Genomic DNA, 25,206 nt, shown 5'->3' on the forward strand with positions numbered 1-25,206 from the left:
TAAACATGGCAGCTAAAGAAGTGATCTTCGGCGACGCAGCGCGCGCCAAAATGGTTGAAGGCGTCAACGTCCTGGCCAACGCGGTAAAAGTGACCCTGGGCCCGAAAGGCCGCAACGTGGTGCTGGAGCGCTCGTTCGGCGCCCCGACCGTCACCAAGGACGGCGTGTCGGTTGCCAAGGAAGTCGAACTGAAAGACAAGCTGCAGAACATGGGCGCGCAGATGGTCAAGGAAGTGGCCTCGCGCACCAGCGACAACGCCGGTGACGGCACCACCACCGCGACCGTGCTGGCCCAGGCCATCGTGCGCGAAGGCATGAAATTCGTGGCCGCCGGCATGAACCCGATGGACCTGAAGCGCGGCATCGACAAGGCTGTCGCCGCTACCGTGGAAGAGCTGAAGAAAATCGCCAAGCCAACCACCACCTCGAAAGAAATCGCCCAGGTTGGCGCGATCTCGGCCAACTCGGACACCTCGATCGGCGAGCGCATCGCTGAAGCGATGGAAAAAGTCGGCAAGGAAGGCGTGATCACCGTGGAAGACGGCAAGTCGCTGAACGACGAGCTGGACATCGTGGAAGGCATGCAGTTCGACCGTGGCTACCTGTCGCCGTACTTCATCAACAACCAGGAAAAACAAGTTGCCGCGCTGGACAACCCGTTCGTCCTGCTGTGCGACAAGAAAATCTCGAACATCCGCGACCTGCTGCCAGTACTGGAGCAAGTGGCCAAGGCCGGCCGTCCGCTGCTGATCATCGCTGAAGACATCGAAGGCGAAGCGCTGGCGACCCTGGTGGTCAACAACATCCGCGGCATCCTGAAGACCGTTGCCGTGAAAGCCCCTGGCTTCGGCGATCGTCGCAAGGCCATGCTGGAAGACATCGCCATCCTGACCGGTGGCCAGGTGGTGGCGGAAGAAGTCGGCCTGACCCTGGAAAAAATCACCCTGGAAGAGCTGGGCCAGGCCAAGCGCATCGAAGTGGGCAAGGAAAACACCATCGTTATCGACGGTGCTGGCCAGGCTGCCGCGATCGAAGGCCGCGTCAAGCAGATCCGCGTGCAGATCGACGAAGCGACCTCGGACTACGACCGTGAAAAACTGCAAGAGCGCGTGGCCAAGCTGGCCGGCGGTGTGGCAGTGATCAAGGTTGGCGCCGCCACCGAAGTGGAAATGAAAGAGAAGAAAGCCCGCGTGGAAGACGCGCTGCACGCGACCCGCGCTGCCGTCGAAGAAGGCATCGTGCCAGGCGGCGGCGTTGCCCTGCTGCGCGCCCGCGCCCAAGTGCAAGGCCTGAAAGGCGACAACGCCGACCAGGACGCCGGCATCAAGATCGTGCTGCGCGCGATGGAAGAGCCGCTGCGCATGATCGTCCAGAACGCCGGCGAAGAAGCGTCGGTGGTGGTGGCCGCGGTACTGGCCGGCTCGGGTAACTACGGTTACAACGCCGCCAACGGCACCTACGGCGACATGGTTGAAATGGGCGTGCTGGATCCAGCCAAGGTGACCCGTTCGGCGCTGCAAAACGCCGCATCGATCGCCGGCCTGATGCTGACCACCGATTGCATGGTGGCTGAGGTGGTCGAAGACAAACCAGCCGGCGGCATGGGCGGTATGGGTGGCATGGGCGGTATGGGCGGCATGGACGGCATGATGTAATCCTGCCGGCCGGCTGACTTAGCCTGCCAACAAAAGCCCGCGCAGCTTCGGCGACGCGGGCTTTTTTTCGTCTGTTACACTGGTGCTTATGAAATTACTTCCTCTTCTGTTCGCCGCCTTGCCGGCGCTGGCCATGGCGCAGGCGTTGCCGCCGGTGCTGCATCCCGATCAACTGACCGCGATTCAGGCGGCGCCCGGCGTCACGCTGTGGGAACTGAGCGGCCGTACCGCGCCGGCCGGCGCCCGCAGCGACAAGGTCAGCGTGGCGCTGTTCCGCCTGGAACCGGGCAAGGCCAGCGCCTGGAGCCATAACAAGCTGGGCGAGGAATCGTTCTTCGTGCTGAGCGGCGAGGGCGAGGTCTGGACCGATGGCAAGGTGCAGGCGGTGAAGCCGGGTTCGTACATCGTCATCCAGCCCGCCACCGTGCGCTCGATCCGCGCCAGCAAGGGCGTGCCGTTGACGTTTTACGCCGTCACCTCGCCCGCGTGGAGCAGCGACGACGACGTGCTGACCACCGTGCCCGCCGGCGCGCCGAAATAATCGCCCCATCCTGGCGCGGGTAAAGGCGGGAACGACCGTCACCACCGGGCGCGCCGGGCGAACGCCCGGCTTGCCTGGCTACTGCGCCGGCTGCATGCCGGCATGCGGAGGTGCCTGGGGTGACTCAGGCGTCGCTGTAGGCGGCTTCGAGGTCTTCGCGGCGCGGGGCGTCGGCGATGTGGAGGATCAGGGTGTGCTTCAGGTCGGCCGGGTGCGCGGCGCGGTGACGGGCGTACCAGAAGACTTCGTCCAGCTCATCGTCCTCGTGCGCGGTGACCAGCACGCGGCGCTCGTCGGGGACGTCTTCGTAGTTGACAGCCTCCAGCGCCGCGTCCTCGATCGCCTCGCGCCACTGTTCGCTGTCTTGGCCCCACACTAGCACGTACAGGCTGCCGGAGTCGATCAGCCAGCGGCTGACGTCCCACATCATCGGCTCCTGCACGTCGGCGTCGGCGACGAGGATGGTTTTGAACTGGCGCAAGCCTTCCAGCGCCGGCAAGTCGCTGGAAGGGGTCAGATGAAGATAGTTGAGGGTGGAATTCAGCATGACCGCATTCTCGCCGGATCAGCCCAATCCCGCAAGCCTGGCCTTAGCACGGATCGAGCGCAATGGTGAACTTGCCGCTGGCGTCCATCGCGCCCTACCCGCTCGATTCCTGCTGGCTGCCCCTGCTGAGATCGGCGCCGTTGGCAAACGTGGCGCCACGTGCGGACAGGGCGAACGCCAGCCGCACGCCGCCCATCGCAAAGAGTTGAGATGTCGGGTTAGCCGAAGCGCGCGGCCGGTACGCCGGGCACGTCAACGCGCACGGCGAAGACGGCGCCGGTCAGCGGATGGGCGGCCAGTTGCTCGGGCGTGTTGTCCTCGCGCGCGGTGGTGATGAACAGCGTTTTCAGGTCATCGCCGCCGAAGGTACAGGAGGCGGGATTGCGCACCGGCACGGTGATCGTCTCCAGCAGCGCGCCCTCCGGCGAATAACGGCAGACGCGGCTGCCGCCCCACTGGGCGATCCACACGCAGCCTGCGCTGTCGACCGTCATGCCGTCCGGCGAGCCTTCGCCGTCGCCGAACTGGCGCCACACGCGCGGCGCGCCCAGCGTGCCGTCGGCGGCCAGCGGATAGGCGTAGGTGCGGCCTTCGTAGCTGTCGGTGTGGTACATGGTGGCGCCGTCCAGGCTGAAGGTCGGGCCGTTGCAGATGTGGTATTCGTTGTCGGCCGCGTGCAGCTGGTGGTCGGTGTCCAGGCGGAACAGCGTGCCGACCGCCTGCGCGTAGTCGGTGTTGTGCATGGAACCGGCCCAGATGCGGCCGGCGCTGTCGACCTTGGCGTCGTTCATGCGCAGGCCGCTGCCCTCGGCGAACGGACGGTGCAGGTACTCGATGCGCAGTTCCGGCTCCAGCCACACGCGGGCGATGCCGTCGCGCAGGCCGGCCATGAAACCGTCGCCGTCGCGGCGGGCGATCAGCCAGCAGATGTAGTCCGGCATGGTCCAGCTGCGGCGCGCGCCGCCGGCGCTGTCCACCGAGTGCAGGGTCTGGTTCTTGAGGTCGACAAAGTACAGGCGGTTCTGTTCCGCCACCCACAGCGGGCCTTCGCCCAGTTGCGCGCCCACGTCCCACAGGCACTGCACATCATGCTTGCTCATCAGTTCGATCCGGTTAAATTAGACAGCCGCCATCATACGGCCAAAGCGCGCCAGGTGTTGACGAAGGATGCCGCGCGTTCTTGCAATTGCGCCAGCGTGACGCCGGGCGTGTACAGCGCGCCGCCGATGCCGAAACCGGTGGCGCCGGCCTTGACCCAGTCGGCCATGGTGTCCGGCGCCACGCCGCCGACCGGCCACACCGGCGTGCCGGCCGGCAGCACGCTCTTGAGTGCCTTGATGCCGCCGTGGCCGACCGACTCGGCCGGGAAAATCTTCAGCGCGTGGGCGCCGGCGTCCAGCGCGGCAAACGCCTCGGTCGGCGTGGCCACGCCCGGCGCGCAGTACATGCCGAGATCGGCGGCGCGGCGGATCACCGCCGGCACGCAGTTCGGCGACACCAGCAGGCGGCCGCCGGCCGCGTGCACGGCTTCCACGTGCTCGACAGTGAGCATGGTGCCGCCGCCGACCAGCGTGTCCGGCAGGTTCAACGCGACGATGGCCCGGATGGCCTCGATGGCGCCCGGCCGGTTCAGCGGCACTTCCAGCGCGCGGAAGCCGGCCGCGTGCAGCACCTTGGCCACATCGGCCGCCTCGGCGGGATCGAGGCCGCGCAGGATGGCGACCAGCGGTGTATTGGGATGGGAAACAGTCGTCATGATCAGGCCTTAAGGAATTGGGAAATGGCGGTGCAGTACACCTGATGTGGGTCCAGCACTGCGCAGTGCAAGCCAAAGTGGCGGGCGGCCAGCGCATAGCGCGCGGCCAGCGCCGGCGAGCCGATGACGGCGATGCCCTGCCCTTCGGCCGCGCGCGCGGCGGCGGCAAATTCGGCGCCGATCAGCAAGCCGCTGACGGTGGCGGCCGCCTGCTCGGCAGGCGCCGCGCGCGACACCACGCCGGCCCGTACACGGAACAGGCTGTTCGACAGCGGCTCGTGGCGCGCCGCCTGGTGGAGGCCGGTGGCAAAGCCCTCGGCATCGCTGCTGTCGCCGCCCATCATCGCCGCCAGCGTGCCGCCCTTGGACAGCATGGCAAACAACTCGCCGGTCATGTAGGTGGCGAACGACTGGATCACGCCGTCGCGCAGCAGCACCCACTTGCTGTGGGTGCCTGGCAGCACCAGCCAGCCGTCGCGGTGGCCCTGCAGGACCGCGCCCAGCAACTGGGTTTCCTCGCCGCGCATGACGTCGGCGGCGGCGCCGTGGCGGTACACATAGCCGGGCACGATGGTGGCGCGGCCGGCCCAGGCCGGGTCGGTGACCGGCGCCAGGTGGCGCGGCAACTGTTCCAGCGGCACCGAGGCGTCGAGGTAGCCGACTTCCTGCCAGCCGGAGGCGCTGCCCACCATGCCGGACATGATGACCGGCACGTCGGCCGGCAGCCGCATGGCGTCCAGCAGGCCGGCCAGCGCGGCGCCGAAGTGCTCGCGCCCGCCGACCGCCAGCATGCCCAGGCCATCCTCATGCTCGGCCAGGCAGGCGCCGGTCTGATCTATCAGATAGGCGCGCCGGTTGCTGGTGCCCCAATCGATCCCCACTATGTGCTTGTTCACAGGCATATCCTTTACTGATGCTGCCTCGATGGTACGAAAAACCGCCCTCAACAGCCAATGAATTATCGCGCCGGAGTAATACCAAAATAATATAGGCAAGTCACGGAACAATAGCAACGAGACAAGCAAAATCGCGTAAAAAACGGGCAAAAGTTGCCCCTGAGATGCCTTTAGTTTAGTATGGCCGACTATAAAATCCGTCTTCTGAATCCCCTCATGGAATTAAGCAAGCAGTCCTCCCGCAAACTGGTCATCGCCGGCGTCGCCACGACCGTCATTGCGCTGGGTTTGGCCGCCTACTTCGCCAGCTCGCCCACCGCTGAATCGCACGTGGTGGTCAAGGCGCCGGTGACGGCGCCATCCAGCGCCAGCAGCGCGGCCTCGGCCAAAAAGCCGGCGCCGGCCGCCACGCCGCAGCGCCCGGCCGAGATCAAGGATCCGGCGCCGCCGGGCGAACCGCGCGCCATCCGTACCAAGGAGCAAGGCGCGGCCGCCCTGATGGCGCTGCCGGAACTGCAAGCTTGGTCGGCGCTGATCGAAAAAAATACCAATGGCAAGGCCCACGGCGGCCTGCTGGAATACGACCCGGTGCCACGCAAGCTGAACGGCAAGAACTACTGGCAGTTCAGCTTCGTGGAAAACAGCGCCGAGTCGGCGCTGCGCTGGGAAAGCTTCCTGGTGTCCTCCAGCGACGATGAAATCCTGGTGGAGGACGCCGCCAACGACGAGGTCATCAGCCTGGGACGCTGGCGCCGCGAAAAGCATCCGGACAAGCGCACCAGCTTCGACGCCCCGGCGCCGCACTAAGCCACACTAGGCCGCCTTGGCCTCCCCCGCCGGCGCCGCCGGCGCGGCGGCGCCGCGCACCTGCCCCACCCACAGCACCGTCAGCACCGCCAGCCCGGCGGCAATCCAGCCATTCAGCCCATAGCCGGCGATATGGCCGGACGCCGCCGTGTGCAAGGTCAGCCCGCCCAGCAGCGCGCCGATGCCGGTGCCCATCTGCTGGATCGCCGAGTTGGCGCTGAGGAAGGCGCCACGCCGCGCTGGCTCCGGCACCGTGGTCATCAGCGCCTGCATCGGAATATTGCGGCCCGACGCCAGCACCATGAAGAACGGGAAGAACAGCATCACGCCCACCAGCGGCACCACCGGCATGTGGGTGATGAACAGCACCGGCACAATGAACAGCAGCGAAACGATGCGGTACACCTTCTGCGCGCCATACCGGTCCGACCACTTGCCGATCAGGCGCGCGGTGAAGAAGGTCGCCAGGCCGCCGGCCAGGTACACATAGGTGATCTCGGCCGGCTGCAGGCCGACGTTGCTGACCAGCACAGGCGAGATGAAGGGAATCACCATCATGCCGGTCATCATGTTGACCACCGACAGCAGGAAGGCCTTCAGGTGTTGCGGCTTCCGGTACAGCGCCACCAGGTTGGGCAGCACCTCGGCCAGCGGCACGCGGTTGGGCAGGTGGCTGTCCAGCGCCGGCAGCACGCGCGCGGCCAGCAGCAGAATCGGCAGCGAGCACAGCACCAGGATGTAGAACGGCGACGCCCAGCCATAGTGGGCGGCCAGCATGACCCCGGTCGGCACGCCGGCCACCGAGGCCATGCTGAACGAGGTCATGACGATGCCGGTGGCGGCGCCGCGCCGGTTGGCCGGAATCAGGTCGCCGATGATGGCCATGACGATGGCGCCGAGGATGCCGCCGGTCAGCCCGGCGAACGCGCGCGACAGCACCAGCACATGGAAGTTGGGCGCGACCGCGCACGCCAGGTTGGACAGCGTGAACAACGCAAACACGGTCAGCAGCAGCTTGCGGCGGTCGAAGCGGTCGATATACATCGCCGCCGCCAGGCCGGAGAGGCCGGCGCACCAGGCGTAGGCCGACACCGCGCCCGACACGGCGGCCGGCTCGATGGCAAACGCGTGCATCAGCTGCGGCGCCAGCGGCATCATCACCATGAAATCCATGATGACGGTGAACTGCGTCAGCGCCAGCAGCCACAGCACCAGGCGCTCGCGCGCCGGAGTCAGGGGCAGGCTCATAGCGCGTTGATGTCCTCGGCCGCCTTGCGCAGGATGGCGCGGATCTGCTCGATGCGTTCCGGGCTGTGGTGGCTGGCGCGCGCCTGCTCAATGGCGGCGTGCTTCAGCTCGTGCATGACGGCGCGCAGGCCGTCGCGGTGCGCGTCGCCTTCCGTCAGGCGGGCCAGGATGGCGTCGACGAACTGGCGGTTCTCGGCCAGGAAGGCCTCGCCCTCCGGCGTGATGGTGTGCAGCTTCTTGTTGCCGTCGGCGGAGGCGACCACGTGGCCCATGTCCAGCAGCATGGACAGCAGCGGATAGATCGCCCCCGGGCTGGGCGAATAGCCGCCGCCGGAACGCTGCTCCAGCTCCTTGATGATCTGGTAGCCGTGGCGCGGCTTCTCGGCGATCAATTGCAGCACGACATAGCGCATGGCGCCGGCGTCGAACATCTTCGGGCCCCGGCCGCGCGGGCCGGGACCGCCGTGGTGGTGGTGATGGCCATGCGGGCCGTGCGGGTGATGATGGTGATGGAATCCAAACACGATAAACTCCTTAAGATATAACTTAATACGATATATCTTAACACATCTCCACACTCCGGGGTCAGGTCCTCCATTTCTACACGACCTCTGCCGTACGCGTGCGTACGGCAGAGGTCGTGTAGAAATGGAGGACCTGACCCCGGAGTTTAGCGCTCGTTGCCGGATTGTTTGGCGTATTGGGCGGCCAGCTCTTTGCCCTTTTGCATGAAGGCGGCGTAGGCGTTCAGGTCGAGGTGGCCGTCGTCGCCGTTGATGTAGGAGTTCAGCAGGTTCTTGAACAGGTCGTTGCCGCTGGCGATGCTGTCCTTGACGCCCTGGATGTATTCGTCCGGCGAGACCTTGCCGTCGCCCGAGGCGTCGAAGGTGGCGAACAGTTTTTTCGCGTCGTCGGCGCTGACGCCGATGCGCGCCAGTTGCTTGCCGAATTCGTCGGCGTCGATTTGCTGGTCCTGGTTGCCGTCGCCCGCCACCAGCATCTCCGGCGACCGCAGCACCGCCAACGGCGTGGCTTTCAGCGCGCTGGCGTCGCGCTCAATCACGTTCATGGAACTGCCGTCGCTGAGCGTGACGATCGACGACTTGCCGTCGCCGCTTGGCGTTGACGTTACCGCCGGCTTGGCGGCGCCGGCGCTGTCATTGTTGCTTGGGGCGGCAGAATAGCCGCCGCTTGCTGAGTTGATGCCCGAAATAGCCATGATCGTGCTCCCTGATGTGTTGAGTTGATGAGCACGATATCGCCACTAAAAGTCGCAACTTGAGAAAATACCTCGATCGGTGGAGTGCCTAGCCGTCCAGGTGCGAAATCAGCAGCCGGCGGTTGTCGGCCTCGCCATTGCTGCTCTTGTGCTCGACCACCAGCCGCGCGTTCTGCGCGTCAAGCGAAATGCCCACCGACAAGATGTCGATCAGCAGCAGTTGCAGGATGCGCGAGATCATCGACAGGAAGGTGGTGCTGTCTTCCGTGTGGTCGACCGCCAGGCACACGCTGGCCTTTTTCGCCAGCGCCGAGTTACTGGAAGTAATGGCGATGACGTCGGCGCCGGCCGCGCGCGCGGCGTCCACCGCCGCCAGCAGGTCCGGCAGCTTGCCGGAATTCGAGATCGCGATCACCACGTCGCCCGGTTTCAGCAGCTCGGCCGCCAGCGTCAGCAGGTGCGAGTCGCCGTAGGCCGCGGTGGGAATGCGGAAGCGGAAGAATTTGTGCTGGCCGTCCAGCGCCACCACGCGCGAGTTGCCCATGGCGTAGAACTCGACGCGCTTGGCCTTGGCCACCAGCGCGATCGCCTTGTCCAGCGAGCGCACGTCCAGCTGGTCGCGGAATTTCAGGATCGCCGATACGGTGTTGTCGATGACCTTGGCGCTGAGGTCGTGCGTGCTGTCGCTGACCCGCACCTGGCTATGGCGCACCGGAATGGCACCGGTCAGGCTGCTGGCAAATTTCAGTTTGAAGTCGGCCAGGCCGAGGAAGCCCAGCGAGCGGCAGAAGCGGATCACGGTCGGCTGGCTGACCTCGGCCAGGCGCGCGATGTCGGCGATCGGTTCGTTCAGCACCAGGCGCGGCTGCTCCAGCACCAGCTGGGCGACGCGCTGCTCGGCCGGCGTCAGCTCGTGCTGCAGATGCTGCACGCGCTCCATCAGCGTGTTGGCGCCGCTGCGCCCGCGCAGGTGTTCGGACAGGATGGTCGCCACGCCGTAGAAGGCCGGGTTGGGCGTGGTGATGACGTAGGTGGGAATCTCGGCCAGGTAGCTGGTGAAGCGGCCCTTGGCTTCGAAGCGCGCGCGGAACGGCGACGAGGTGAACCACTCGCCCAGGCGCGGCACGATGCCGCCGCCGATGAACATGCCGCCAAACGCGCCCAGCGTCACGGCCAGGTTGGCGGTGGCGCCGCCCAGCATGGCGCAGAAGCATTCCAGCACTTCCAGGCACAGCGGGTCCTTGTCGGTCAGCGCGCCGGAGATGATTTCCTGCGAGGTCAGATCGCGCACCTGGCGGCCGTTGCGCTTGGCGATGGCGCGGTAGATGATTTCCATGCCGGGGCCGGAGATCAGGCGCTCGGTCGACACGTGCGACCAGGTTTGCCACGCGTATTGCAGGATCGCGTACTCGCGCTCGTCGGCCGGGGCGAAGTTGGTGTGGCCGCCTTCCGAGCCGAGCGTGACGAAGCCGTCGACGGTCGGGATCACGCCCGACACGCCGAGGCCGGTGCCGGGACCGAGCACGCCGATGACCGAATTCGGCGCCGGCTTGCCGCCGCCCACCTGCATCAGGTCGGCCGGCTTGAGGCCCGGCAGCGACATCGCCAGCGCGGTGAAGTCGTTGACCACCAGCAGCGTGTGCAGGCCGAGCGCACGCCGTACTTCGTCGGTGGAGAATTCCCAGTCGCGGTTGGTCATGCGGATGTAGTCGCCGCTGACCGGGTTGGCGACGGCCAGCGCCGCGTGGTTCAGATTGACGCCGGCGTGGTCCGACAGGTAGGACCGCAGCATGGCCACGATGTCCGGGTAGTCGTCGCACTTGAGCACGCGCACGGCGCGGAATTCGCCGGGCGCGGTCTGCAGGGCAAAGCGGGCATGGGTGGCGCCGATGTCGGCCAGCAGGCGCGGGCCGTCGGCGAAGGCGGTACGGTTCAGTTTTTGATCCACTTCAGCTTGTTTCATCGTCGTTCAGTCCGGACAGTTGGCGGAAGCATACCTGAAATGTTGACTTACCACTATGTCATTCCGGCGTGCGCCGGAATGACGTTGTTAGGCGGCGTAGGCGAACCAGGCGCCGTAAGGCGGCAGCTGGACCTTGCCGCCGTCCGCCGTGCCCGGCAGTCCGTGACCAGACAACGGCTCGGCACCCACGCTAACCGGCAGATCGACTGTCTGCGCCTCGCCGCTCAGATTGAACACGGCCAGCATGCCACGCTCGCCGGCCAGATCCCGGCGCAGCGCCAGCACCTGGTCCTGCGTATCGAAGAACACGATATCGCCGCGCAGCAGCTGCGGATGCTTGCGGCGCCAGGCGGTGAACGCGCGGGTGAAGGCCAGCGTCGACTCCTGATCCCCCTCCTGCACCGAGGCCGCCTTGGCCAGGTGGTCCGGCGACACCGGCAGCCACGGCTTGCCGGTGGTGAAGCCGCCGTTGGCGCCATCGGTCCAGGCGATCGGCGTGCGGCAGCCATCGCGGCCCTTGAACTCCGGCCAGAAGGTGATGCCATACGGGTCCTGCAGCAGCTCGAACGGCACATCCGCCTCGGCAAACGCCAGCTCGTCGCCCTGGTACAGGCACGGCGTGCCCTTCAGCGACAACTGCATCGCCAGCGCCAGCTTGGCGAAGGCCTGCGGCGCCGCCGGGCCACCCCAGCGCGAAGCCACGCGCGGCACGTCGTGATTGCCGACCGACCACGAGGCCCAGCCGCCCTTGACGCGCTGTTCAAACTGCTCGACCTGCTGGCGGATGTAATGCGACGACAGCTGGTTGACCAGCAGGTTGAAGCTGTACGCCATGTGCAGCTTGTCGCCGCCCTCGGTGTACTCGGCCATGGTGGCCAGCGAATCGTCCGAGCCCACCTCGCCGATCGACACCGCCTTGTATTCATCCAGCAGCGCGCGCAGCTTCTTCAGGAAGGGCACGTTTTCCGGCTGCGTCTTGTCGTGGTCATGCGCCTGCATGCCGTACGGGTTGACGTCGGTGACGGTGATCGAATCGCGGTTGGTGGCCGGCGGGTTGTCGCGCAGCTGGCGGTCGTGGAAGTGGTAGTTGCAGGCGTCGAGACGGATGCCGTCGACGCCGCGCTCCAGCCAGAAACGCAGCGCGTCCAGGTGCGCCTGCTGCACGGCCGGATTGTGGAAGTTCAGCTGCGGCTGGCTGACCAGGAAATTGTGCATGTAGTACTGGCGGCGGCGGGTATCCCACTGCCAGGCCGAGCCGCCGAACACCGACAGCCAGTTGTTCGGCGGATTGCCGTCCGGCTTGGGATCGGACCAGACGTACCAGTCGGCCTTGGGGTTGTCGCGGCTCGACCGGCTCTCCTTGAACCACGGATGCTCTTCCGCCGTGTGCGCCATCACCTGGTCGATCATGATCTTCAGGCCCAGGCTGTGCGCCTTGGCGATGAGCGCGTCGAAGTCGGCCAGCGTGCCAAACAGCGGATCGACGTCGCAGTAGTCGGCGATGTCGTAGCCGAAGTCTTTCATCGGCGATTTGAAGAATGGCGAAATCCAGACGATGTCCACGCCCAGCGATGCGATATAGTCCAACTTTGCCGTGATGCCCGGAAGGTCGCCCACGCCGTCGCCGTTGCTGTCCATGTAGCTGCGCGGATAAACCTGGTAGATGATCGCGTCGCGATACCAGTCGGCGGGGTGTGGGGACACTTGAGTAAGTTGCTTAGTCATAAGAAAATCCGGGGTTGGCTGGCTGTGGTTTATTTTTTGTAGAGAATATACATCACGAAAATAGATTTTTCAATCAGCGCCCGACCATACAAAAACCGGCCATAAACCTTTAAAAACAAAAGCTTAGGTATTCCAACCGGAATCCTTGACATAAAAAATAGTAGTCAAACTACACAACTTCAGGAGTGAACAGACAGTGAGCACCAACGGCAACGGGCCGATGCCCCGGCAAATTCCCTACATCATCGCCAACGAAGGCTGCGAGCGTTTCAGCTTTTACGGCATGCGCAACATCCTGACGCCCTTCCTTCTCAGCACGCTTCTGCTGTTCATTCCGGTCGGCGACCGCGCCACCGAAGCCAAGCACGTGTTCCACACCTTCGTCATCGGCGTCTACTTCTTCCCGCTGCTGGGCGGCTGGATCGCCGACCGCTTCTGGGGCAAGTACAAGACGGTGTTCTGGTTCAGCCTGATCTACGTGGCCGGCCACGCCTGCCTGGCGATCTTCGAGCACAACCTGGAGGGCTTCTACCTCGGCCTGGCGCTGATCGCGTTCGGCTCGGGCGGCATCAAGCCGCTGGTGGTGTCGTTTGTCGGCGACCAGTTTGACCAGACCAACAAGAACCGCGCCAAGGTGGTGTTTGATGCCTTCTACTGGATCATCAACTTTGGCTCCTTCTTCGCCTCGCTGCTGATGCCGGTATTCCTGCGCGACTACGGCCCGGCCGTGGCGTTCGGCATTCCGGGCATCCTGATGGCGATTGCCACGCTGGTGTTCTGGGCCGGCCGCAAGAAGTATGTGCACGTGCCGCCGGCCGCGCCGAATCCGGATTCCTTCAGCAGCGTGGCGCGTACCGCGCTGCTGGCGCGCGCGCCCGGCCAATCGCGGCCCGGCCTGATGGTGGCCGGCGCCGGCGCGGTCGCCGCCGTGATCTCGCTGTGCATGACGCCGGCCTGGGGCTTCGTCATCGCCGCCTGCACGGCGCTGGTGCTGCTGCTGGCGTTTGGCGGCATCGGCGTGTCGCTGCAACTGGAACGCGCGCGCGGCCAGCACACCGATGAAGCGGTGGAAGGCGTGCGCTCGGTGCTGCGCATCCTGATCGTGTTCGCGCTGACCACGCCGTTCTGGTCGCTGTTCGACCAGAAGGCCTCGACCTGGATCGTCCAGGCCAACGCCATGGACAGCCCGCTGCTGTCGGTGTTCGGCTGGGATTTCAAGCTGCTGCCAGCGCAGATGCAGGCGGTGAATCCGATCCTGGTGATGCTGCTGATCCCGTTCAACAACGTTGCCTTGTTCCCGCTGATGCGCGCAGTCGGCATCACGCCCACGCCGCTGCGCCGCATGGGCCTGGGCATCGCCTTCTCGGCGGCGGCGTGGGTGGTGATCGGCATGATCCAGCTGTGGATGGACGGCGGCGACAAGGTTTCCATCCTGTGGCAGCTGCTGCCCTACGCGCTGCTGACCCTGGGCGAGGTGCTGGTGTCGGCCACCGGCCTGGAATTCGCCTACAGCCAGGCGCCGGCCTCGATGAAGGGCATCATCCTCAGCTTCTGGTACCTGGCCGTCACGGTCGGCAACCTGTGGGTGCTGATCGTGAACGCGGGCGTGAAGAACGACGTGGTGGGCGGCTGGATCGCCAGCAGCGGCCTGACTCCGATCGCCTTCCAGATGTTCCTGTTCGCCGCCTTCGCCGCCATCGTCGCCGCCCTGTTCGCGCTCTACGCCCTGCGCTACAAGATGGTGGATAATTACCGCAAGACGGCATAACCAAACGAGGCACGCCATGGCGATTTCTGTTGAACTGGATGAAAAAATAGAACAGCGCTTGAGAAAGTTGGCCATGCGCACAGGGAAGACGCTCGACGACCACCTTCACGAACTCATTTCACGCGGCATCGACGATCTGGAGGATCTTTACTTCGCCGATACCATCATGCGTCGCGTCGCCGAAGGCAAAGAACCAGTTTATTCATCAGAACAGGTCAGGAAAAATCTTGGCCTGGCAGATTGACTATACCCGTCAGGCGCAGCGTCAGCTGGCAAAGCTGGACAAAGCTGCGGCGCGGCGCATCCTCGACTACATGGATCAGCAAGTTGCACCACATGCTGACCCGCGTCGCCTCGGCAAAGCGCTGACAGGTGCCAGGCTTGGCAACTACTGGCGCTATCGCGTCGGTGACTATCGCATCATTTGCGATATACAGGATGGCATTCTGCATGTACTGGTTGTCGGGATAGGCCATCGAAGGCACATCTACCGCTAAATTCCTACACGGTAGATGGCGAATGCCAAATCAGTGAATTCTGGAGTACCATAGCCGCCAATTTTTATGTTTCAGGAGACGGCAGATGGTTGGCAAGCGTTGGGCGGCAGGTTGGTTGGGCGGCGCGTTGGCGCTGACGTGTTGCGCGGCGTCGGCCGCGCCCACGCTGGCGGATTGTGATGGACCGTTCGCCTCGCCGCTGCACGCCGCGCCCGCCGTCGATGCGCGCGCCTACTGGCTGAATCGCCAGCTAATCAAATGGCCGGGCGCCGATGCGGCGCGCGGCGTCTTCAAGCTGTATTACTCGTCCAGCGCGTTGCTGCGCGCCGCGCCGGGCGCGCGCGTGACCGGCGAGGATGGCGTCATCGCGCTGTCGCGCTTCGACGGCGAACTGCCGGCCAGCGTGGCGCAGCGCTTCAAGTTCACCGCCGACGGCATCGTCTTCAGCGTCGCCAACGCGGCCCGGCTGATGACGCAGCAGGTGTTGCTGGTACAGGAGGCCGAGGACGGCACCGTGCGCGACGCCACCACGCTGCAGATCGCCGGCGCGCTGGATGACCTCTACGCCAGCGCCGCCAAGGCCGACGACTTGGGCGCCACCGTGACCACGCGCGGCACCGCCTTCAAGCTGTGGGCGCCGACCGCGCAGGGCGTGGCCGTGTGTTCCTACGCCAGCGGCGCCGGCAAGGCCACCGCCATCACGCCAATGCAGCGCGACGACAATACCGGCATCTGGTCGGCCACCGCGCCCGGCCCCTACTACCAGTATGTGGTCGACGTGATGACGCCGACCGCCGGCATCGTCCGCAACCTGGTCACCGATCCGTACTCGGTCAGCCTGACCACCGATTCAAAGCGCAGCTACGTCGCCAACCTGAACGCCGCCAGATTCAAGCCGGCCGGCTGGGACAGCACGCCATCGCCGAATAAGGTCGCCGCGCAAACCGACATGACGGTCTACGAGCTGCACGTGCGCGACTTCTCGATCAACGACAACACCGTCAGCGCCGCCAATCGCGGCAAATACCTGGCCTTCACCGAGGCGAAGTCCAACGGCATGAAGCACCTGGCCGCGCTGGCCAGGGCCGGCATGACCGACATCCACCTGCTGCCCGTGTACGACATCGGCAGCGTGCCGGAACAAGGCTGCGCCGATCCGGAGATTCCGGTGGCGGCGGCGGACAGCGAGGAACAGCAGGCCGCCGTGGAAAAAGTCAAACTGAAGGATTGCTTCAACTGGGGTTACGATCCGTTCCACTACAACGCGCCGGAAGGCAGCTACAGCACCGATCCGGCCGACGGCGCCAGGCGCATCGTCGAGTTCCGCCAGATGGTGCAGGCGCTGCACCGCACCGGCCTGCGCGTCGGCATGGACGTGGTCTACAACCACACCTTCATCGCCGGCCAGAACGAGAAGTCGGTGCTGGACCGCGTGGTGCCCGGCTACTACCACCGCCTCAACGCCAAGGGCGAGATCGAGCGCTCGACCTGCTGTGACAACACCGCCACCGAAAACCTCATGATGGGCAAGCTGATGGTGGACTCGGTGGCCTTCTGGGCCAGGCACTACAAGATCGATTCCTTCCGCTTCGACCTGATGGGCCACCAGCCGCGCGCGGTGATGGAGCAGGTGCAGGCGCGGGCCGATAAAGCCGCCGGCCGTCACATCAACCTGATCGGCGAGGGCTGGAACTTCGGCGAGGTGGCCGACGGCGCGCGCTTCGTGCAGGCCTCGCAGCTGTCGCTGAACGGCAGCGGCATCGGTACCTTCAGCGACCGCGGACGCGACGCCGTACGCGGCGGCGGCGCCGGCGACAGCGGCCAGCAACTGTTCACGCAGCAGGGCTACATCAATGGCCTGGTGTACGACGCCAACGAGCAGGCCGGCCAGCGCCCCGCCGCCGACCTGCTGCGCGCGGCGGACATGGTCAAGGTCGGCCTGGCCGGCACCATCCGCGGCTACCAGCTGACCACCGCCGACGGCAACACCGTGGCGCTGCAGGACATCGTCTACGGCGGCAACCAGCCGGCCGGCTACGCCAGCGAGCCGGGCGAAGTGGTCAACTACGTCGAGAACCACGACAACCAGACGCTGTTCGATATCGACGCGCTCAAGCTGCCGCAAACCACCACGCCGCGCGAGCGCGCGCAGGTGCAGATGCTGGGCGCCGCCATCAACGCCTTCAGCCAGGGCGTGGCCTACTTCCACGCCGGCTTCGACATCCTGCGTTCCAAGTCGCTGGACCGCAACAGCTTTGAATCGGGCGACTGGTTCAATCGCCTGGACTGGAGCTACCAAGACAACTACTTCGGCACCGGCCTGCCGCCGGCCGCCGACAACGGCAAGGACTGGCCGCTGCTCAAGCCTGTTCTGCTGAACGCGAACGTCAAGCCGGCACCGGCGGACATCGCCTACGCGCGTGACGCCTTCCGTGACCTGCTGGCGATCCGCGCCAGCAGCACCTTGTTCCGCCTGCGCAGCGCCAACGACATCCGGCAGCGCCTGCGCTTCCTCAACACCGGCCCGTCGCAGGTACCGACCGTGGTGGCCGCGCGCCTCGACGGCAAGGGCTACGCCGGGGCGCGCTTCAAGAGCATTGTCTACCTGATCAACGTCGACAAGGTCGAGCAGCGCGTGACCGCCACCGAGGAACGCAACCGCCGCTACCAGCTGCATCCGGTCCACACCGGCGCCAACGCGGCGGACAAGCGCGTGGCCGCGCAGGCCAGCTACGACAAGCTGAGTGGCACCTTCACCCTGCCGCCGCGCAGCGCCGTGGTCTTCGTGGAGAACTGACGGCGCCCCGCCCGCCCCCGTCATTCCGGCGCCAGCCGGAATGACGGTGTTTAGTAAATCGGCGTTAAACAAGCCGCCGCCCGCGTCCCGGCGGCTTGGGCTGGCGGCATGGCTGCTACACTAGGTCATCGTCAGCCACCACACCCCAGGACATGAAACTGCACACGCTCGCATTGCCCGCCCTGCTGTTTGCGCTCTCCGCCACCGCCGCGCCGGTCGCCGATCCGGTCGACTGGATCAATCCCCTGATGGGCACCGCCAGCAAGCCGGAACTCTCCAACGGCAATACCTACCCGACCATCGCGCTGCCGTGGGGGATGAATTTCTGGACGCCGCAAACCGGCAAGATGGGCAACGGCTGGGCCTACACCTACGACGCCGACAAGATCCGCGGCTTCAAGCAGACGCACCAGCCATCGCCGTGGATGAACGACTACGGCCAGTTCGCCATCATGCCGGTGACGGGCAAGCTGCGCTTCACCCAGGACGACCGCGCCAGCTGGTTCTCGCACAAGGCGGAAGTGGCCAAGCCGTACTACTACAGCGTCTACCTGGCCGACTCGGATGTGACCACCGAAATCGCGCCGACCGAGCGCGCCGCGCAGTTCCGCTTCACGTATCCGAAGACCGACGAGGCCTACGTGGTGGTGGATGCCTACGACAAGGGCTCCTACGTCAAGCTGCTGCCGGAGCAGCGCAAGATCGTCGGCTACAGCACCCGCTATGCGCGCGGCCCGCTGCCGAAGAATTTCAAGAACTACTTCGTCATCTATTTCGACAAGCCGTTCACGTCGGCCCGCATCTGGAGCGGCGACAAGCTGGTGGACGGCGTAACGGAACTGGCCAGCAACCATAGCGGCGCGGTGGTCGGCTTCAAGACCGACAAGGGCGAAAAGGTCGGCATGCGCGTGGCCTCGTCCTTCATCAGCGAGGAGCAGGCAGAACTCAATCTGCAACGCGAACTGGCCGGCGACAGCTTCGACGCCACCGCGCAAAAAGGCAGGGAGGTGTGGAACAAGACGCTCAGCCGCATCGGCGTGGAAGGCGGCAGCGTCGACCAGACGCGCACCTTCTATTCCAGCTTGTACCGCATGCTGTTCTTCCCAAACAAGCTGTACGAGATCGACGCCAACAACCAGATCGTCCACTGGAGCCCCTACAACGGCCAGGTCCTGCCCGGCTACATGTTCGCCGGCACCGGCTTCTGGGACACCTTCCGCGCGCTCTACCCGTTCCTCAACCTGATGTACCCGTCGATCAACCGCGAGATGCAGGCGGGCCTGGTCAACGATTACAAGGAAGGCGGCTGGCTGCCCGAGTGGTCCAGCCCCGGCCTGGCCAACGTCATGATCGGCAATAACTCGGCCTCGGTGGTGGCCGAGGCCTACGTCAAGGGCCTGCGCGGCTACGACATCGACACGCTGTGGCAGGCGCTCAAGCACGGCGCCGGCCACGAGGGGCCGATGGACGCCGTCGGCCGCAAGGGCGTCCAGTACTACAACGAGCTAGGTTACGTGCCGTATGACGTCAAGATCAACGAGAACGCCGCGCGCACGCTGGAATACGCCTACGACGATTTCGCCATCTGGCAGCTGGGCAAGGCGCTCGGCAAGCCGGAAGCGGAAATCGCCATCTACAAGCAGCGCGCCATGAACTACAAGAAGCTGTTCGATCCGGAGACGGGCCTGATGCGCGGCCGTAACCAGGACGGCAGCTTCCAGGCGCCGTTCAATCCCTTCAAGTGGGGCGACGCCTTCACCGAGGGGAACAGCTGGCACTACACCTGGTCGGTGTTCCAGGATGTGGATGGCCTGATGCAGCTGATGGGCGGGCGCGACAAATTCGTCGCCAAGCTGGATCAGGTGTTCACGCTGCCGCCGACCTTTGACGAAAGCTACTACGGTGAGGTGATCCACGAGATCCGCGAAATGCAGATCGCGAACATGGGCCAGTACGCGCACGGCAATCAGCCGATCCAGCACATGATCTACCTGTACGGCTACGCCGGCGCGCCGTGGAAGACCCAGTACTGGGTGCGCGAAACCATGAACCGCCTGTACCAGGCCACGCCGGACGGCTACTGCGGCGACGAGGACAATGGCCAGACCTCGGCCTGGTACGTGTTCTCGGCGCTGGGCTTCTACCCGGTCACGCCGGCGGTGCCGCAGTACGTGCTGGGCGCGCCGCTGTTCAAGAAGGCCACGCTGCGGCTGGAAAATGGCAAAACCATCATCATTAACGCGCCGGCCAACAGCGACAGCCAGCGCTACGTGCGGACGCTCAAGGTCAACGGCCAGCCTTACGCCCACAACTGGCTCGATCACGCGGCACTGACCCGCGGCGCGACGCTGGACTTCGACATGGCGGCGCGGCCCAACACGCAGCGCGGCACGGCGCCGGCCGACGCGCCGTTTTCGCTATCGCGTCCATAGTTAATCATGTGGGCGGCGCGGGCCGGATCGTGTTACCATGCAGTTTCCATCTGGAAACATCATTGAATGCTTCTACAAGCATCCCGAGCCCTCGCCCCGCTCCCCGCCACCTTCGTCAGTGCCCAAGCCCGCATTGCACCCTGACCGCTTACGGACTTGCACATGACGCCCATCACCACCTGCGAACTCGCCGAGGCGCGCCGCCTCGACGCGCTGTATAAACTTCACCTGCTGGACACGCCGCCCAGCGAGGCCTTTGACCGCATCACGCGCATGGCGGCCAATCTGTTCCAGTTGCCGATTGCGGCGGTGTCGCTGACCGACGCCGACCGCCAGTGGTTCAAGTCGCGCGTCGGCGTCGAGCACACCAGCATCCCGCGCCTGCGCGCGCCGTGCGGCCAGGTGGCCGACGACAGCGGCCTGCTGGTCATCCCCGACCTGATGGCGGACGACTATTACCGCGACAGCCCGCTGGCCGCCAGCGGCATCCGCTACTACGCCGGCGCGCCGCTGATCACCGCCGACGGCCACTGCCTGGGCGCCATGTGCGTGCTGGGCACAACGCCGCGCCAGACCACGCCGCAGGAGATCAGCGCGCTGTGCGATCTGGCCGGCATGGTGATGGCGCAGATCGAGCTGCAGCATGCGCTGGGCCGGGTCGACGCCGTCAGCGGCCTGCCCAACCGCCACCAGTTCAGCGAGGATTTCGACGACCTGCAGCGCGATGCCGCCGGCGGCGAGCAGGGGTTGGCGGTGCTGGTCAACCTGGCCACGCCGGAGCAGTTGGCGCACGCCGCGCGCGCCATGCAATCGTCCTACCTGGACGAGCTGGTGACCGACGCCGCGCGCTGGCTGCGCGAGACGCTGGGGCCGGGCCGGCGCATCTATCACGTCGCCACCGCGCAGTTCATGCTGCTGTCGCCGCCGGGCGCCACGCTGAAAAGCTGGCTGCCGCTGGTGGAGGCGCGCATGCAGGCGGCGCTGGCCATCGCCCGCGGGCGCCACGTGGTCACGCCGTCGGCCGGCGTGGTGCCGTTCGAGATCGGCCGCGCCGACAGCCTGGCGGTGCTGCGCCAGGCGCAAAGCGCGGCGCACGACGCCATCGATAGCCCGACCCACGTGGCGGTGTATTCGCAGGTGGAGGATGCGCTATACCAGCGCCGCTTCCGCCTGCTGAACGATTTCGTGGCGGCACTGGAGAGCGGCGACCAGCTGCGCCTGGTGTACCAGCCGCGCGTGGACGTGGCCAGCGGCCGCGTTGTCGGCGCCGAGGCGCTGCTGCGCTGGACCCACCCGCAACTGGGCGCCATCGGTCCGGCCGAGTTCATTCCCATCATCGAGCGTTCCGGCCTGGCGCAGGCCACCACCGCGCGGGTGCTGGAGATGGCGCTGCGCCAGCAGCGCGCCTGGCGCGCGGACGGCATCCTGCTGCAGATGTCGGTCAACGTGTCGGCCGCCAATCTGGCCGAGCCAGGATTTGCCGACGCCGTGTCGGCCGCGCTGGCGCGCCACCAGTTGCCGGCCGATTGCCTGGAGCTGGAGATCACCGAGAGCGCCATCATGGCGCAGCCGCTGAAGGCGCACGCCACGCTGGCGCAAATCGCCGCGCTGGGCGTGGGCCTGGCGATCGATGATTTCGGCACCGGCTACAGCAGCCTGGCCTACCTGCAAACCATGCCGGCCGACGTGGTCAAGATCGACCAGTCCTTCATCCGCCAGCTCGATGGCGACGCCCGCCAGCAGGCGCTGGTGACGGCGATGATCACGCTGTCGCAGGATCTGGGCCACCGCGTGGTGGCCGAGGGTGTGGAAACCGAGGCGGCGCTGGACTTCCTGCGCCGCGCCGGCTGCGAGGAGGCGCAGGGCTATCTGTTTTCGGCGCCGCTGGAGGCCGCGGCCTGCGCCGGGCGCGCCGCCGGCATGAGCGGCGCCGGCGCGCGCCCGCACTAGGACGCCACGGCTTACTGGCCGATCAGCACCAGCGCGTTCCGGGTGCCGAAATTGACGCTGCCGCCGCGCACGATGGCAGTTTTGCCGGAGTAGTAGTCGGTCACGCGCTGGCCGTTGGCGAACACGCCGTGCAGGTTGATGGTCGCCGCCTTATCGGTCGGCAGGTCCAGCGCCACCACCACCTTGTCGATGACGCCGTCCTTGTTGTAGGTGCGCTTGAAAACGTAGGGTTTGGCCTGCAGCTGCTGGTGCACGCCGGCGCCGACCGCCACGTGGGCTTTGCGGAACTGGCCCAGTTTGGCCCAGTGTGCGCGCACGTCGGCCACCTTGTAGCCATCGCGCGCGGCGTTCTGTTCCAGCTCGTCCCAGTTCATGAAGGAGCGCAGCTTGGCGTCGCCGCTGGCCTCGGCCACGTCGAGCCTGCGCGCGGTTTCGTCGCCGTAGTAGATCTGCGCGGCGCCCGGCGCCAGCAGCAGCTTGGTGGCGCTTTCGAAGGGCTTCTTGCGCGCGGCGTCGAACGGCGCGCCGTCGTCGTGCGAGTCGAGATAGTTGAGCACCGAGTAGCCATTCAGGCGGCCGCCATGCAGCGCGTTCGAGTAGCTGCTGAACAGCGTTTCGTAATCCTGCCCGGCGTCCTTGACCAGGCCAAAGTTGATCATGCTGTTGAAGTTGGCCTGGTAGTAGTTGACGCTCTGGCCACCGCCCAGGTCGTGGTACAGGCCATCGCTGATCTTGTAGTTGTACACCTCGGCGGTCATGTAGAACTTGTCGTCGCCGAGCTTCTTGTCCGGGTTGGCCTTCTTCCAGTCCTCGAAGGCCAGTGCCGCTTCCTTCTGCAGTTCCTTCCACACCTTGGCCTCGACGTGCTTGACGGTGTCGGCGCGGAAGCCGTCCACGCCGTACTTGCGGATCCAGTCGGTGTGCCACTTGATCAGGTAGTAGCGCGGCGCGCGCGGGTAGCCGGTGCGGGCGAAGAACTCGTTCAGGCTCTTGACCTCCTGCTCAAAGCGGCCCTCGCGCTGCCACTTGGCCATCAGGCGCTCCGGCAGTTCGACCGGCTGGTCGCTCTCGGTGCGGAAGTCCGGCAGGTTTTTCACCAGCGTGCATTCGATGGTGGTCTTGGCGTCCTTGTAGGTGCACTGCGGCGCGGTGCGCACCCAGTCGTTCGGCCACACCGGATCTTCCTCGGTGACCGGGCCAGTGTGGTTCATCACCACGTCCAGCAGCACGCGGATGCCGTGCGCGTGGGCCGCTTCCACCAGGTTGCGGAAGTCGTTCTCGGTGCCGAGGTTGGCGTCCACCGTGGTGAAGTCGGAGGCCCAGTAGCCGTGGAAGCCGTAGGACTTGCCGGTGCCTTCGTCGGTGCCGCCGTGGATCTGCTCCACCGGCGGCGTGATCCAGATGGCGTTGACGCCCAGGCTGTCGAAGTAGCCGTCGTTGATCTTGTTGATCACGCCGGCCAGGTCGCCGCCCAGGTAGCCGCGCAGCGGCGCCGCATCCTTCTGGCGGTCGTAGGCCAGGTCGTTGCCGGTGAAGGCGTTGCTGAAGCGGTCGGTCAGCAGGAAATAGACGGTCGCGTTCTCCCACAGGAAGGGCCGCTGCTGCGCGGCCGGCCTGGCCACGGCGGCCGGCGCCTTGGCGGCGTGGGCAACGCCGCCGGCGCCGATGGCCGCCATGGCCGCCAGGGTGGCCATGGCGCCGAGGCCCGGTGCGAGGGAGGAGGCGAGTGTCGTCAATTTCATGCTGTCGTCCTTATCGTGGTTATGTGGTGACGGTGGGGTGGGCGCGGCCGGTCCAGTCGGCGATGCCCGCGACCTGTTCGGCGATCAGGATCAGCGGGTACAGCGCCTGCTGCGTCGGCAGGTGGTGGAACTCGGGGTCGGCCTCGTAGCGCTCCAGGTAGACGCGCAGCGTGGCGCCCTCGGTGCCGGTGCCGGACAGGCGGAACACGATGCGCGAGCCGTTGGTCATGACGATGCGCACGCCCTGCTGCTTCGCCACCGAGCCATCCACCGGGTCGGTGTATTCGAAGTCGTCGGCAAAGTCGACCACGTAGTGGCCCAGGTCCTGGCCCTTCAGCGTGGCCAGCTTGATGCGCAGGGAGGCCATCAGCTCATTGGCGGCGTGGGTTTCCACCGCCTCGTAGTCGTGGCGCGAGTAGTAGTTGCGGCCGAAGCGCTGCCAGTGCTCGCTGACCAACTGCTCGACCGATTTGCCGCTGGCGGCCAGCAGGTTCAGCCAGAACAGCACCGCCCACACGCCGTCCTTTTCGCGGATGTGGTCGGAGCCGGTGCCGTAGCTCTCCTCGCCGCACAGCGTGGCCTTGCCGGCGTCCAGCAGGTTGCCGAAGAACTTCCAGCCGGTCGGCGTCTCGAAGGCGGGGATGCCCAGCGCCTGCGCCACGCGGTCGGCCGCCTGCGAGGTCGGCATCGAGCGGGCGATGCCTTTCAGGCCGGCGCGGTAGCCCGGCGCCACGGTCGCGTGCGCGGCCAGCACGGCCAGGCTGTCGGACGGCGTGACGTCGAATTTGCGGCCGAGGATCATGTTGCGGTCGCCGTCGCCGTCGGAGGCGGCGCCGAAGTCCGGCGCGTCGTCGGCGGCCATGATGGCGATCAGCTCGGCGGCGTTGACCGGGTTTGGGTCCGGGTGGTGGCCGCCGAAGTCCTCCAGCGGCACGGCGTTGATGACGGTGCCGGCCGGCGCGCCCAACAGGCCTTCGATGATGGCCTTGGCGTACGGGCCGGAGACGGCGTGCATGCCGTCGAAACACATGCGGAAGCCGCCGGCGAACAGCGCGCGGATGGCGTCGAAGTCGAACAACTGCTGCATCAGTTCCGCGTAGTCGGCCACCGAGTCGATCACCTCGACCTCGGTGGCTTCGATGCGCGTGACGCCGAGCCGATTCAGGTCGATGTCGGCGGCGTCGCTGATGCGGTACTGGGCGATGGCTTCGGTGCGCCGGTAGATCGCCTCGGTCACGCCTTCCGGCGCCGGGCCGCCGTTGTCGATGTTGTACTTGATGCCGAAGTCGCCGTCCGGGCCGCCGGGATTATGGCTGGCCGACAGCACGATGCCGCCCAGCGCGCCGCGCTTGCGGATCACGCAGCTGACGGCCGGCGTCGACAGGATGCCGCCCTGCCCCACCAGCACCCTGGCGTAGCCGTGCGCCGCCGCCATGCGCAGGATGGTCTGCACCGCCACGCGGTTGTGGTAGCGGCCATCGCCGCCCACCACCAGCGTTTTGCCGGCGCAATCGCCCAGCGTGTCGAACACGCTTTGGACGAAGTTTTCGAGGTAATGGGGCTGCTGGAAGACGCTGACTTTCTTGCGCAGGCCCGAGGTGCCCGGCCGCTGGCCGGGGAAGGGAGTGGTGCTGACGGTCTGGATACTCATGTTCGCTCCGCG

The 25,206-nt window shown here is 66.0% G+C and carries 20 protein-coding genes; 9 read left to right on the top strand and 11 right to left on the bottom strand.

Features of this window, described 5'->3' with window-relative positions; all coding sequences use genetic code 11:
* Positions 1-5: 5 nt before the first annotated feature.
* Both groL and FHW58_RS13630 read left to right on the top strand, forming a co-directional pair.
* Positions 6-1,655: a chaperonin GroEL gene (gene groL / locus FHW58_RS13625; RefSeq protein WP_179673683.1), complete on the top strand. Its 1,650-nt coding sequence runs from the start codon at positions 6-8 to the stop codon at positions 1,653-1,655.
* Between the two features lie 88 nt (positions 1,656-1,743).
* Positions 1,744-2,196 carry a cupin domain-containing protein gene (locus FHW58_RS13630; protein WP_179673684.1) on the top strand — a complete coding sequence of 151 codons (453 nt, stop codon included), beginning with the start codon at positions 1,744-1,746 and terminating at the stop codon, positions 2,194-2,196.
* Between the two features lie 124 nt (positions 2,197-2,320).
* Here the strand turns inward: FHW58_RS13630 and FHW58_RS13635 are convergent, their stop codons facing one another.
* The 4 genes from FHW58_RS13635 to FHW58_RS13650 form a co-directional block, all read right to left on the bottom strand.
* A complete protein-coding gene (locus FHW58_RS13635; protein WP_179673685.1) occupies positions 2,321-2,743 on the bottom strand; it encodes a hypothetical protein in 423 nt (140 codons plus the stop codon).
* Positions 2,744-2,961: 218 nt separating this feature from the next.
* A complete protein-coding gene (locus FHW58_RS13640) occupies positions 2,962-3,843 on the bottom strand; it encodes an SMP-30/gluconolactonase/LRE family protein (protein WP_179673686.1) in 882 nt (293 codons plus the stop codon).
* A 32-nt stretch (positions 3,844-3,875) separates the two neighbouring features.
* Positions 3,876-4,499, bottom strand: coding sequence for a 2-dehydro-3-deoxy-6-phosphogalactonate aldolase (locus FHW58_RS13645; RefSeq protein ID WP_179673687.1), 624 nt, complete (start codon positions 4,497-4,499; stop codon positions 3,876-3,878).
* A 2-nt stretch (positions 4,500-4,501) separates the two neighbouring features.
* The gene (locus FHW58_RS13650; RefSeq protein ID WP_218892759.1) at positions 4,502-5,401 is read right to left on the bottom strand and encodes a 2-dehydro-3-deoxygalactonokinase; all 900 of its coding nucleotides are present in this window, start codon (positions 5,399-5,401) and stop codon (positions 4,502-4,504) included.
* Positions 5,402-5,611: 210 nt separating this feature from the next.
* Here FHW58_RS13650 and FHW58_RS27520 point away from each other — a divergent pair, with 210 nt between their 5' ends.
* Positions 5,612-6,202: a hypothetical protein gene (locus tag FHW58_RS27520; protein WP_229265318.1), complete on the top strand. Its 591-nt coding sequence runs from the start codon at positions 5,612-5,614 to the stop codon at positions 6,200-6,202.
* A gap of 6 nt (positions 6,203-6,208) precedes the next feature.
* On the opposite strand, the gene FHW58_RS13660 is transcribed toward FHW58_RS27520, so the two are convergent.
* From FHW58_RS13660 to FHW58_RS13680, 5 genes are all read right to left on the bottom strand, one after another.
* The gene (locus tag FHW58_RS13660) at positions 6,209-7,450 is read right to left on the bottom strand and encodes an MFS transporter (protein WP_179673689.1); all 1,242 of its coding nucleotides are present in this window, start codon (positions 7,448-7,450) and stop codon (positions 6,209-6,211) included.
* Entirely contained in the window at positions 7,447-7,974 is a 528-nt protein-coding gene (locus tag FHW58_RS13665; RefSeq protein ID WP_373996675.1) for a PadR family transcriptional regulator, read from the bottom strand. The genes FHW58_RS13660 and FHW58_RS13665 overlap by 4 nt, the downstream gene beginning before the upstream one ends.
* A gap of 146 nt (positions 7,975-8,120) precedes the next feature.
* Positions 8,121-8,669 (bottom strand): EF-hand domain-containing protein, encoded by a 549-nt coding sequence (locus FHW58_RS13670; protein ID WP_179673690.1) that lies wholly within the window; start codon positions 8,667-8,669, stop codon positions 8,121-8,123.
* A gap of 88 nt (positions 8,670-8,757) precedes the next feature.
* A complete protein-coding gene (locus FHW58_RS13675) occupies positions 8,758-10,632 on the bottom strand; it encodes a glucokinase (protein WP_179673691.1) in 1,875 nt (624 codons plus the stop codon).
* Between the two features lie 87 nt (positions 10,633-10,719).
* The gene (locus FHW58_RS13680; RefSeq protein WP_179673692.1) at positions 10,720-12,357 is read right to left on the bottom strand and encodes an alpha-glucosidase family protein; all 1,638 of its coding nucleotides are present in this window, start codon (positions 12,355-12,357) and stop codon (positions 10,720-10,722) included.
* Between the two features lie 220 nt (positions 12,358-12,577).
* Here FHW58_RS13680 and FHW58_RS13685 point away from each other — a divergent pair, with 220 nt between their 5' ends.
* From FHW58_RS13685 to FHW58_RS13710, 6 genes are all read left to right on the top strand, one after another.
* The gene (locus tag FHW58_RS13685; RefSeq protein WP_179674218.1) at positions 12,578-14,125 is read left to right on the top strand and encodes an oligopeptide:H+ symporter; all 1,548 of its coding nucleotides are present in this window, start codon (positions 12,578-12,580) and stop codon (positions 14,123-14,125) included.
* A 16-nt stretch (positions 14,126-14,141) separates the two neighbouring features.
* A complete protein-coding gene (locus FHW58_RS13690) occupies positions 14,142-14,369 on the top strand; it encodes a hypothetical protein (RefSeq protein WP_179673693.1) in 228 nt (75 codons plus the stop codon).
* The gene (locus tag FHW58_RS13695) at positions 14,353-14,622 is read left to right on the top strand and encodes a type II toxin-antitoxin system RelE/ParE family toxin (protein ID WP_179673694.1); all 270 of its coding nucleotides are present in this window, start codon (positions 14,353-14,355) and stop codon (positions 14,620-14,622) included. Before FHW58_RS13690 ends, FHW58_RS13695 begins: the two co-directional genes overlap by 17 nt.
* 85 nt (positions 14,623-14,707) lie before the next feature.
* On the top strand, positions 14,708-17,419 hold the full coding sequence (locus tag FHW58_RS13700) for an alpha-1,6-glucosidase domain-containing protein (protein WP_179673695.1): 2,712 nt from the start codon (positions 14,708-14,710) through the stop codon (positions 17,417-17,419).
* A 152-nt stretch (positions 17,420-17,571) separates the two neighbouring features.
* Positions 17,572-19,851, top strand: a complete 2,280-nt coding sequence (locus tag FHW58_RS13705) for a GH92 family glycosyl hydrolase (RefSeq protein WP_179673696.1) — start codon at positions 17,572-17,574, stop codon at positions 19,849-19,851.
* Between the two features lie 162 nt (positions 19,852-20,013).
* The gene (locus FHW58_RS13710) at positions 20,014-21,801 is read left to right on the top strand and encodes a GGDEF and EAL domain-containing protein (RefSeq protein ID WP_179673697.1); all 1,788 of its coding nucleotides are present in this window, start codon (positions 20,014-20,016) and stop codon (positions 21,799-21,801) included.
* A gap of 11 nt (positions 21,802-21,812) precedes the next feature.
* Here FHW58_RS13710 and FHW58_RS13715 read toward each other — a convergent pair whose 3' ends face one another.
* The gene (locus FHW58_RS13715) at positions 21,813-23,543 is read right to left on the bottom strand and encodes an alpha-amylase family glycosyl hydrolase (protein WP_179673698.1); all 1,731 of its coding nucleotides are present in this window, start codon (positions 23,541-23,543) and stop codon (positions 21,813-21,815) included.
* Between the two features lie 19 nt (positions 23,544-23,562).
* A complete protein-coding gene (locus tag FHW58_RS13720) occupies positions 23,563-25,194 on the bottom strand; it encodes an alpha-D-glucose phosphate-specific phosphoglucomutase (RefSeq protein WP_179673699.1) in 1,632 nt (543 codons plus the stop codon).
* Positions 25,195-25,206: the final 12 nt, after the last annotated feature.

The sequence above is a fragment of the Duganella sp. 1224 genome (genome assembly GCF_013408245.1).
In the GTDB taxonomy this organism is placed as follows: domain Bacteria; phylum Pseudomonadota; class Gammaproteobacteria; order Burkholderiales; family Burkholderiaceae_D; genus Rugamonas.

Coding starts and splice junctions, on each gene's coding strand:
- FHW58_RS13700 (WP_179673695.1), top strand. CDS start 14,708: ATGGTTGGCAAGCGTTGGGCGGCAGGTTGGTTGGGCGGCGCGTTGGCG.
- FHW58_RS13675 (WP_179673691.1), bottom strand. CDS start 10,632: ATGAAACAAGCTGAAGTGGATCAAAAACTGAACCGTACCGCCTTCGCC.
- FHW58_RS13650 (WP_218892759.1), bottom strand. CDS start 5,401: ATGCCTGTGAACAAGCACATAGTGGGGATCGATTGGGGCACCAGCAAC.
- FHW58_RS13685 (WP_179674218.1), top strand. CDS start 12,578: ATGCCCCGGCAAATTCCCTACATCATCGCCAACGAAGGCTGCGAGCGT.
- FHW58_RS13660 (WP_179673689.1), bottom strand. CDS start 7,450: ATGAGCCTGCCCCTGACTCCGGCGCGCGAGCGCCTGGTGCTGTGGCTG.
- FHW58_RS13690 (WP_179673693.1), top strand. CDS start 14,142: ATGGCGATTTCTGTTGAACTGGATGAAAAAATAGAACAGCGCTTGAGA.
- FHW58_RS27520 (WP_229265318.1), top strand. CDS start 5,612: ATGGAATTAAGCAAGCAGTCCTCCCGCAAACTGGTCATCGCCGGCGTC.
- FHW58_RS13640 (WP_179673686.1), bottom strand. CDS start 3,843: ATGAGCAAGCATGATGTGCAGTGCCTGTGGGACGTGGGCGCGCAACTG.
- FHW58_RS13715 (WP_179673698.1), bottom strand. CDS start 23,543: ATGAAATTGACGACACTCGCCTCCTCCCTCGCACCGGGCCTCGGCGCC.
- FHW58_RS13670 (WP_179673690.1), bottom strand. CDS start 8,669: ATGGCTATTTCGGGCATCAACTCAGCAAGCGGCGGCTATTCTGCCGCC.
- FHW58_RS13635 (WP_179673685.1), bottom strand. CDS start 2,743: ATGCTGAATTCCACCCTCAACTATCTTCATCTGACCCCTTCCAGCGAC.
- FHW58_RS13705 (WP_179673696.1), top strand. CDS start 17,572: ATGAAACTGCACACGCTCGCATTGCCCGCCCTGCTGTTTGCGCTCTCC.
- FHW58_RS13680 (WP_179673692.1), bottom strand. CDS start 12,357: ATGACTAAGCAACTTACTCAAGTGTCCCCACACCCCGCCGACTGGTAT.
- FHW58_RS13720 (WP_179673699.1), bottom strand. CDS start 25,194: ATGAGTATCCAGACCGTCAGCACCACTCCCTTCCCCGGCCAGCGGCCG.
- FHW58_RS13645 (WP_179673687.1), bottom strand. CDS start 4,499: ATGACGACTGTTTCCCATCCCAATACACCGCTGGTCGCCATCCTGCGC.
- FHW58_RS13630 (WP_179673684.1), top strand. CDS start 1,744: ATGAAATTACTTCCTCTTCTGTTCGCCGCCTTGCCGGCGCTGGCCATG.
- FHW58_RS13710 (WP_179673697.1), top strand. CDS start 20,014: ATGACGCCCATCACCACCTGCGAACTCGCCGAGGCGCGCCGCCTCGAC.
- groL (WP_179673683.1), top strand. CDS start 6: ATGGCAGCTAAAGAAGTGATCTTCGGCGACGCAGCGCGCGCCAAAATG.